This window comes from Micromonospora sp. NPDC049580 (assembly GCF_040675595.1).
Lineage (GTDB): Bacteria > Actinomycetota > Actinomycetes > Mycobacteriales > Micromonosporaceae > Micromonospora.
On the sequence record NZ_JBFAPG010000422.1, the window covers coordinates 1 to 5,605 of the forward strand.

Here is a 5,605-nt window from a genome sequence, read left to right on the forward strand (position 1 = left end):
GCGACGACCGCGGCGCGGGCCAGGCGGGTCCGCGCCTGACCGTCGCGGCCGCGCGGGACCTGTTCCTTGAGCGCGGCTACGCCGCAACGACGATCGAAACGATCAGCAAGGTGTCGGACGTACCGCCCGCGACGGTGTACCGGTTGTTCTCTTCCAAGCTCGGGATCCTCAAGGCACTGCTCGACATCTCGATAGCCGGTGACGACCGGGCCGTAGCGTTGCCCGACCGGCCCATGGTCCGTGCGCTTCTCGCCGACCGCGACCCCAGGAGCCAGCTGTCAGGTTTGGCCGGCCTCGCCTGCGGCATCATGTCCAGGGCCGAGCCTGTTCACCGGATTCTGGTCAGTGCGGCTGGCACCGATCCCGATGCCGCGGCACTGCTCGCCGAGTTGACGCGGCAGAGGCAACACGGCCACGCGCAGTTCGCGCGATCCCTCGCGCGCACCGGCGCCCTACGGCCGACGCTGCGCGAACGCGACGCCGACGACATCATCAACGCGCTCACGTCCCCGGAGGTCTACCGCCTGCTCGTCAGCGACCGAGGCTGGTCTCCGCAGCGGTACGAACAATGGCTGACGGAAATCCTCATCGGCCAACTGCTTCCTGCGCCGGCGGACACGTCGACCGCACCTGGGGCCAACGACTGACCGAGCTCGTCCACACTCACCGACTGCGTTCCCACATCGGCTCGGGTTCCCGGAGAACGCGGAATCCGCTAACCCGGCTTCACGGAACCCGAGTCGATCATGCACGTTGGGCCGTGATGGCGGTCCGAGTGACGGTGGGCACCGGTATGTGGCAATCGGTCCGGGCGCTCTGTTTGATCTAGCCATTTGCATCTAGCGATGCTCCGCGCGGCTGTCGTAGGGTTCCGTCAGCACCCCGAAAGTTGTTCACAAACGGTTGCTATGCCCTAATTTGTGCTGCGGGTTGAACGGCGAGGGCGATGGATCAATCGACAGGAAACCTTACGGCTGAAGACCCCGGATGGGTGGACGACATCCTGTTCTCCGGCCATCCGACCGATGTTTGTCTCCGCCTGCCGGAATCGATCGACCGGGTCACCCTGCACCGGCTGGTGACCGCCGCGCAGGACCTGCTCATCGCTGCCGGCCTGCGCCCCGGTGGCGCCGCCGCGCTACGACTGCCGCCGTCGCTGGCGTACGTGGTGAACCTGCTGGCCACCTGGCGCACTGGCGCACAGGCGATCCTGCTCGACCACCGGCTGACCGACCACGAGGTGGATCGGGCGCTGGCCCGGCTCACTCCGCAGGTGGTGATCGCGCCGCTGCGGACCTCCGGCGGCGCGCTGAAGGTCTTCGTCGACGTCACCGAGAGCATCACCCGCTACGCCGACCGGCCGGCGGTCAGCGGGCACGCCGTGATCCAGCTCAGCTCCGGCTCCACCGGACCGTCCAAGGTGATCGGCCGTACGGCCACCGACCTGGTCGCCGAGGTGGGCCGCTACACCCGCATCGACGGCGTACCGCTGCCCGGCGAGCGCATCATCCTGCTGCCCTCCATGGTGCACGTGCTCGGGCTCGTCGGCGGCCTGCTCTACGGCCTGCACGCCGGGGTCGAGCTGGTGCCGCCACAGCGGCTCAGCGGTGACGCCGTGCTGGCCGCGATCGCCGCCGACCCGACACCGGCCACCGTGCTGGGTGTGCCGTTCCACATCGGTCTACTCGCCTCCACGCGGCCGTCCGGGCCCCTGCCGCAGTTGCGGCGGATGACCACCGGCGGCGAACTCGTGCCGGCCGCCGTGGCCCAGGCGTTCACCGACCGGTACGGGGTGCCGCTGGGCAACATGTACGGGATGACCGAGGTCGGGGTGATCGGCACCGACCTGCACGGAGCGCACCGGCCGTCGATCGCCCCGGCGCCCGGCATCGAGGTCCGCGAGACCGACGGCGAGTTGCGGGTGTCCTGCCCGGCGTCGCCGTACGTCGGGCTGAGCGACCCGACCCGCTGGGCCGACGGTTGGCTGCACACCCGCGACGCCGGCATCGTCGACGCCGAATCCGGCCTGGTCACCGTGCGCGGCCGGCTCGACTCGCAGGTCTCGGTGGGCGGAATGAAGGTCGACCTCACCGAGGTTGAGGCCACCGTCGCCGAGCTGCCCGGCGTGGCCGCCGCCGTGGTGGTGTGGGACGACGGCATCACCGCGTACGTCCAGCCGGACGGCCCGCTGTCGGAGGAGATGCTGGACAAGCTCCTCGCCGAGCGGTTGGCCGGCTACAAGCGGCCCCGGGTGCTGCGTCTGCTCGACGCGTTGCCCCGCACCACCACCGGCAAGCTGGTCCGTTCGACCGGCGCGCTGCGGTCGGCGACGTCGTGACCGGCCCGCTGCACCACCTCGACGTCGACGTCGACGCCCGCCTCGGCGCGTACCGCGACGGCCAGGACGAGACCGCCACCCAGTTCCGGATGACCGACCCGCAGGGGTTCGCCGCCGGGCACCGGCCGCAGCGGCAGCCCGGGCCCGACCGGTGGGGGCATCTCCCGGAGCAGTCCGCCGGCGCGCAGCCCCAGGCCGAGCGCCTTGCCGACCGCCTCCTTGGCGGTCCACAGCCGCAGGAACTCCGCCGCCCGGCCGGCCTCGGGTCGAGTGGCCAGCCAGGCCAGCTCGGCCGGCGTGAACCAGCGGCGGGCCAGCGCGAGCGCGGGCAGCGGACGGATCTCCTCCACGTCCACGCCGACCGGGCCGGCCGCACGGGCGGCGACCACCACGACCTGACCGGCCCGGCTGACGCTGACCGGCAGCTCGACGGGCCCCGGGTCCGCCAGAGCGGCGACCCGTACGACCGGGTTGCCGGCGGGGCCGTGTGCCAGCACCACCTCCGCCTCGGCGCGGCCGAGCAGCGCCGCGCCCGCCCGCCGCAGCAACCGCACGGCGGGACCCGGCCGACCGCCGGTGTCCCGACCGACCCACACGTACGCGGTGTCCCGATCGGACACCGTCAGTTGGCCCACGCAGAGAGGGTATCCATGAGAGCCGAGGTCCGTGCCTTCGTCGTCGAGCAGCTCGCCGACATGAACTACGACGTCGAGGGGCTCGACGACGACACCACGCTCGGCCCGTCCGGCGTCGACCTGGAGTCGCTGGCCCTGGCCGACCTGTCCGTCCGCGTCGAGGACCGCTACGGCGTGACGTTCGCCGACGACGAGTCGGAGAAGCTGGCCCTCATGACGGTCGGCGAGTTCACCACCATGGTCGCCGACCGTGTCGCCGAGGCGACGAGCGACAACGCCTGATGTCCGGTCAGCCCGACCTGGGGCGAGCTGACCTGCTGACCATGCTCGCCGAACTCACCGCGAAACCCGCCGCCGAGGTCCCCGACCGGATCGGCTCGATGGAACTCGCCTGGCTCGTGCACCTCATCGAGCAGCGCTACGAGCGTCGGCTCGACCTCACCGACGACGACCTGGCCGGCATCCGTACCGTCGACGACGCCCTGGTGGTCTTCCGGGCGTCGCTGGCCGCTACCGCAGATGGCTGAGCCACCCGTCGCCCAGCTCACCGGTGTGCACGCGGTCAGCGCCCTCGGTCGGGGCGCCGACGCGCAGCTCGCCGGCGTCCTGGCCGGCGAGCTGGCGTTCGGCCCGGTACGCCGCTTCGACACCACTGCCCGCCGGGTCGCCGTGGCCGCCACCCTGCCCGACGTCGGCACCCTCGCCGACGAGCTGGCCGCGGCGATCGACGCGGCCTGCGCGGCGGCCGGCCTGACCGGCGTACGGCGGGCGGGGTGCGCGTTGCTGCTCGCCGTGCACGGCGGCCCGCCCGGCCCGTCCGCGCTGGCGGCTCGGCTCGCCGAGGGCGGCGGACTGTCCGGTCCGACCCGCGTCTACACCAGCGCCTGCGTGTCGGCGAGCACGGCGGTGGCCGACGCCGCCACGCTGATCGCCCGGGGCGACCTGGACCGGGCGGTCGTGGCCGCCGGCTACCTCGTCGAACCGGACCAGTTCGCGCTCTTCGACGCCGGCCGGGCTCTCTCCGACGACGGGGCGGTACGCCCGTTCAGCGCCGGCCGACGTGGGTTGCTGCTCGGGGACGGGGTTGCCGCAGTGGTGCTCGAGTCCAGCGCGGTGGCCCGTCGACGCGACGGTGAGCCGGTGGCCACCGTGGTCGGTTGGGGGCGGGCCGGGGACGCGTTCCACCCCTGCCAGCCGGACCCGTCCGGCACCGGGCTGGCGCACGCGGTACGCGCCGCGCTGCGCCGGGCCGGGCTGCCACCGCAGGCCGTCGGCTACGTCAACGCCAACGCCACCGGCACCGCGCAGAGCGACGCCGCCGAGGCGGCAGCGCTGCGCCAGGCCCTCGACGGGTACGCCGGGCAGGTGCCGGTCAGCTCCACCAAGGCGCTGCACGGGCACGCGTTGGAGGCGTCCGGGCTGCTCGAACTGGTGGTCACCGCGCTGGCGCTGCGCCACGGCGAACTGCCCGTCAACGCCGGCTGGCGCGGCCCGGACGAGGCGTGCCCCCTGGATGTCATCACGGACCGTCCACGCAGGACAACCGCGACCCACGCCCTGACCCTCAACGCCGCCTTCGGTGGCGCCAACACCGCCCTCCTGGTCGGCACCCCGTGACCACCCCGACCTCCCCGCGATCGTGCACCTTCCGTCCCGACGAATCCCAGGAAGCACGCGAAACGACTACCGAAATCGCACGATCGCGGCAGGCGGGGGTGCGGGAGCTCGCCCGGGCTCGCTGGCCCGAGGACGGGGACGGGGACGTGCCGGGAGTTCCGGGGTTCGTGTTCTCGGGGTTCGCGCCGGTGGTGGTGGCCGTTGCCGAGCGGTGCCTGCGCCGACGGTACGGGACGGGGCCGGTGCCCACCGGGACGCGGACGGCGATCGTGCTGGTCACCGCCAGCGGCGACCGGGCCAGCGCGGAGCATGTGCGGGCCACGGTCGAGGCCGGAGGACGGGTCGGCCCGCTGTTCTTCTACCAGTCCGTGCCCAACAGCGTCGCCGGGCACCTCGCGGCCCGCTGGGGGCTGCGCGGCCCGGTGGTCTGCCTCAGCCCGACCGGCGACCCGTACGCCGACGGCACCGCCGAGGCGACCCTGCTGCGCGACGACGGCGACGCCGACGAGGTGTTGCTGGTCCTGATCGAACAGGCGCCCGACACGTCCACCGAGGCGGTCGCGGTGCTGCTGGGGGGAGGAGCACGACCATGAGGACACCGGGACTGCGCGGCGCGTTGGCCGCCGACACCGAGCTGGGCGCGGGCAACATGCTGGCCCGGGTGCTGGCGCACGGCGCCGACCCGGACGGGCCCGGCCTGACCTTCGACACCGCCGTCGACGGGCACCCGGCGCAGGCGCCGCTCACGCTGGGCCAGCTCGACGAGCGGGTCGCCGCCCGCGCCGCCTGGCTGCACGAGCGCGGGGTACGCCCCCGCGACCCGGTCGCCGTCTGGGCCACCGCCGCCGCCGACATGGTGCTGAGCTTCCTGGCACTGGCCCGGCTCGGGGCGATCCCGGCGCTGATGAACGGCAAGCTCCGCCCGGAGATCGCCGCCGAGTACATCCGCCGGCTACGCGGCGTCGGTGTGCTCGCCGACGACGCGCACACCGCGCTGCTGGCCGGGCACGACCTG

The 5,605-nt window shown here is 73.3% G+C and carries 8 protein-coding genes; 7 read left to right on the top strand and 1 reads right to left on the bottom strand.

What is annotated here, in order from left to right:
• Positions 1-647, top strand: a 647-nt coding sequence (locus AB0J68_RS25785; protein ID WP_363940770.1) for a helix-turn-helix domain-containing protein, incomplete at its 5' end; no start/stop codon positions are given.
• A 299-nt stretch (positions 648-946) separates the two neighbouring features.
• A complete protein-coding gene (locus AB0J68_RS25790) occupies positions 947-2,338 on the top strand; it encodes a class I adenylate-forming enzyme family protein (RefSeq protein WP_355067785.1) in 1,392 nt (463 codons plus the stop codon).
• On the opposite strand, the gene AB0J68_RS25795 is transcribed toward AB0J68_RS25790, so the two are convergent.
• A complete protein-coding gene (locus AB0J68_RS25795; RefSeq protein WP_355067822.1) occupies positions 2,236-2,958 on the bottom strand; it encodes a 4'-phosphopantetheinyl transferase superfamily protein in 723 nt (240 codons plus the stop codon). The two genes, AB0J68_RS25790 and AB0J68_RS25795, sit on opposite strands and share 103 nt — an antisense overlap.
• Positions 2,959-2,988: 30 nt before the next feature.
• On the opposite strand from AB0J68_RS25795, the gene AB0J68_RS25800 reads away from it, so the two are divergent.
• The 5 genes from AB0J68_RS25800 to AB0J68_RS25820 form a co-directional block, all read left to right on the top strand.
• Positions 2,989-3,255: an acyl carrier protein gene (locus tag AB0J68_RS25800; protein ID WP_354862635.1), complete on the top strand. Its 267-nt coding sequence runs from the start codon at positions 2,989-2,991 to the stop codon at positions 3,253-3,255.
• Complete coding sequence (locus AB0J68_RS25805; protein WP_354862636.1) at positions 3,255-3,500, top strand: acyl carrier protein; 246 nt, start codon at positions 3,255-3,257, stop codon at positions 3,498-3,500. Before AB0J68_RS25800 ends, AB0J68_RS25805 begins: the two co-directional genes overlap by 1 nt.
• On the top strand, positions 3,493-4,590 hold the full coding sequence (locus AB0J68_RS25810) for a beta-ketoacyl synthase N-terminal-like domain-containing protein (RefSeq protein WP_363940773.1): 1,098 nt from the start codon (positions 3,493-3,495) through the stop codon (positions 4,588-4,590). Before AB0J68_RS25805 ends, AB0J68_RS25810 begins: the two co-directional genes overlap by 8 nt.
• A 98-nt stretch (positions 4,591-4,688) precedes the next feature.
• On the top strand, positions 4,689-5,183 hold the full coding sequence (locus AB0J68_RS25815; RefSeq protein WP_354860712.1) for a beta-ketoacyl synthase chain length factor: 495 nt from the start codon (positions 4,689-4,691) through the stop codon (positions 5,181-5,183).
• Positions 5,180-5,605, top strand: a 426-nt coding sequence (locus AB0J68_RS25820; RefSeq protein ID WP_363940775.1) for an AMP-binding protein, incomplete at its 3' end; no start/stop codon positions are given. The genes AB0J68_RS25815 and AB0J68_RS25820, both read left to right, overlap by 4 nt.

Bases quoted from the DNA above. Each gene is read 5' to 3' on its own strand.
- AB0J68_RS25805 (WP_354862636.1), top strand. From the start codon at position 3,255: ATGTCCGGTCAGCCCGACCTGGGGCGAGCTGACCTGCTGACCATGCTC.
- AB0J68_RS25800 (WP_354862635.1), top strand. From the start codon at position 2,989: ATGAGAGCCGAGGTCCGTGCCTTCGTCGTCGAGCAGCTCGCCGACATG.
- AB0J68_RS25810 (WP_363940773.1), top strand. From the start codon at position 3,493: ATGGCTGAGCCACCCGTCGCCCAGCTCACCGGTGTGCACGCGGTCAGC.
- AB0J68_RS25790 (WP_355067785.1), top strand. From the start codon at position 947: ATGGATCAATCGACAGGAAACCTTACGGCTGAAGACCCCGGATGGGTG.